General features: G+C 42.0%; 2 protein-coding genes. One reads left to right on the forward strand and one right to left on the reverse strand.

The window, feature by feature from the left end; genetic code table 11:
* Window positions 1-108 precede the first annotated feature (108 nt).
* Window positions 109-993 carry an NAD(+) kinase gene (gene nadK / locus BCU12_RS09665; RefSeq protein ID WP_102404113.1) on the reverse strand — a complete coding sequence of 295 codons (885 nt, stop codon included), beginning with the start codon at window positions 991-993 and terminating at the stop codon, window positions 109-111.
* A gap of 141 nt (window positions 994-1,134) precedes the next feature.
* Between nadK and grpE the strand changes: the two genes are divergently transcribed.
* Window positions 1,135-1,737: a nucleotide exchange factor GrpE gene (gene grpE / locus BCU12_RS09670; RefSeq protein WP_102404114.1), complete on the forward strand. Its 603-nt coding sequence runs from the start codon at window positions 1,135-1,137 to the stop codon at window positions 1,735-1,737.
* The last annotated feature ends 434 nt before the right edge of the window (window positions 1,738-2,171 follow it).

Here is a 2,171-nt window from a genome sequence, read left to right on the forward strand (position 1 = left end):
AGTATATACTGTTTCTTTATACAGTAAAGTTACACAGGCAAGTTATTTTTGAGTGATGGCTACTTTGTGAACAAGATCAATTCAACAGTGACAGTTACTCAGTACAGCTTAAAACAGCTTACTCGACCAACCCAGTTTGTTTCTTAATACATGATAATAGCTGTAGTCTTTTGGATGTATGAGTTTTAAAGAGTTAGGACTTTGATAGATATGTATCTCATCGCCGGGTGAGACAGGCAGTGATATTTGGCCATCACAGCCCACTTCTTGCGTCCCCCTGTTATCTGGTGATACCAGCAACTTGATGCGACTGTCGCCGTCAACAACTAAAGGTCGACTCGACAAGGTATGAGGGAACATTGGCACTAAGCTGATGGCATTTAGACTTGGTGATAAAATTGGGCCACCACCGGATAGTGAATACGCGGTCGATCCGGTAGGAGTTGAGATTATCAGGCCATCTGAGCGCTGTGAAAACGCAAATGTTTCGTCGATGTAGACCTCAAATTCAATCATGTGCGCAACTTGGCCTGGGTGCAAGACGGCCTCATTGAGCGCTGTATTGTGGCTTTTTATCTGCCCATGACGGTGTATTTCGGTCTCGAGTAAGAAACGGTTCTCGATTCGATATTCTCCGTTTAATACTGCTTTTAAGTCTGATTCAAAATTATCTGGGTCGAGATCGGTCAGAAAACCAAGATTACCTCTGTTAACACCAATGACGCAGATATCAAATCGTGAAAGCACACGTGCTGCGCCTAGCATGTTGCCATCACCGCCAACAACAATGGCAAGATCAGCCTTCTTACCTAGCTCTATAAGACTAGAGAAACGCTCTGCAGGAATATCATCAAGAATGTCAGATAGGCGGTCGTCGATAAATACACTATAGCCTTGTGTGGTAAGCCAAAGGTAGAGCTCTTTATGTGTCTGTATTGCTTGCTGATCTCTCGGTTTTCCGATGATGGCTATCACTTCAAAGCATTTTTTCATAGGTTTTCCAGACTAATTAGACTTGAATCAAGAATCTTCATCCCCATAATAATGGCAAGTCACCCCTTTATGCGAATTTTTGTGCCCCTCATTGAGTAACAATGAGTAGAGGAGCACGTTGGATTGAATTCTGGAGATATCATGAGCAACGAAGAAAACAAATTGAACGAAGAAGAACTAAAGCAAACAGCAAACACAGAGCAAGAAGCCGATGTGGTTGGAAGCGATGCTGATATCGAATGGAATGAAGAGCAACAAGTTGATGAGCAAGAGTCTAAAATTGCTCAACTAGAAGCGGCTTTATTAACGAGTGAAGCGAAAGTTCAAGAACAACAAGACTCTGTATTGCGTGCTAAGGCGGAAGTAGAGAACATGCGCCGCCGTACTGAGCAAGAAATTGATAAAGCGCGTAAGTACGCATTGAACAAGTTTGCTGAAGAGCTACTGCCAGTTATTGATAACCTAGAGCGCGCTATTCAAGCCGCAGACCAAGAAAATGACGCGGTTAAGCCTGTGCTTGAAGGCGTAGAGATGACGCATAAGTCGTTTGTTGACGTGGTTGCTAAGTTCGGATTAAAAGAGATCAACCCAGAAGGTGAAACTTTTAACCCTGAAAAACACCAAGCGATGTCCATTCAAGAAAGTGCCGATCACGAGCCAAATTCAGTGATGTTCGTAATGCAAAAAGGTTACGAGCTCAATGGCCGAGTGATTCGCCCTGCGATGGTGATGGTGTCTAAGTAACGCATCAAACCGTTACAGTAAACGAATAATGAAACACCCATTGTGAAAACAATGGGTGTTTTTGTATCTGTGGCTCTTAATATCCGTTTGTTTGTTTCCTTACCATAAATAGCTCCAACCTCCTGATTTATAGCGTGTCCGGTTTTTTGTTTCCTAATTCAGCGGGAAATTGAGTGCAAAAACTGTGAAATGGATTGTGATAAAAGTGTTAATAAGTTCTTTAATTTGTTTCCTTGATGTGTATTATTCGTGCCAATTGTGCTCAGGTGCACAAGAAAAGACTAATTAACTAATATTTATAAGCATAATAATCTGGAGTGGAACGATGGATAAATCGCTCTCAACAAAAATATTCGTCGGCTTGTTTGCTGGCTTGATTATCGGGACTGCTATTCAATACCTATTTACGGGTATTACATTGATGGACACTTACC

This window comes from Vibrio sp. 10N.261.55.A7 (assembly GCF_002877365.1).
GTDB lineage: Bacteria > Pseudomonadota > Gammaproteobacteria > Enterobacterales > Vibrionaceae > Vibrio.

What these genes read in the sequence shown, in the direction of transcription:
- nadK (WP_102404113.1), bottom strand. Translation starts at nt 993, where the DNA reads ATGAAAAAATGCTTTGAAGTGATAGCCATCATCGGAAAACCGAGAGAT.
- grpE (WP_102404114.1), top strand. Translation starts at nt 1,135, where the DNA reads ATGAGCAACGAAGAAAACAAATTGAACGAAGAAGAACTAAAGCAAACA.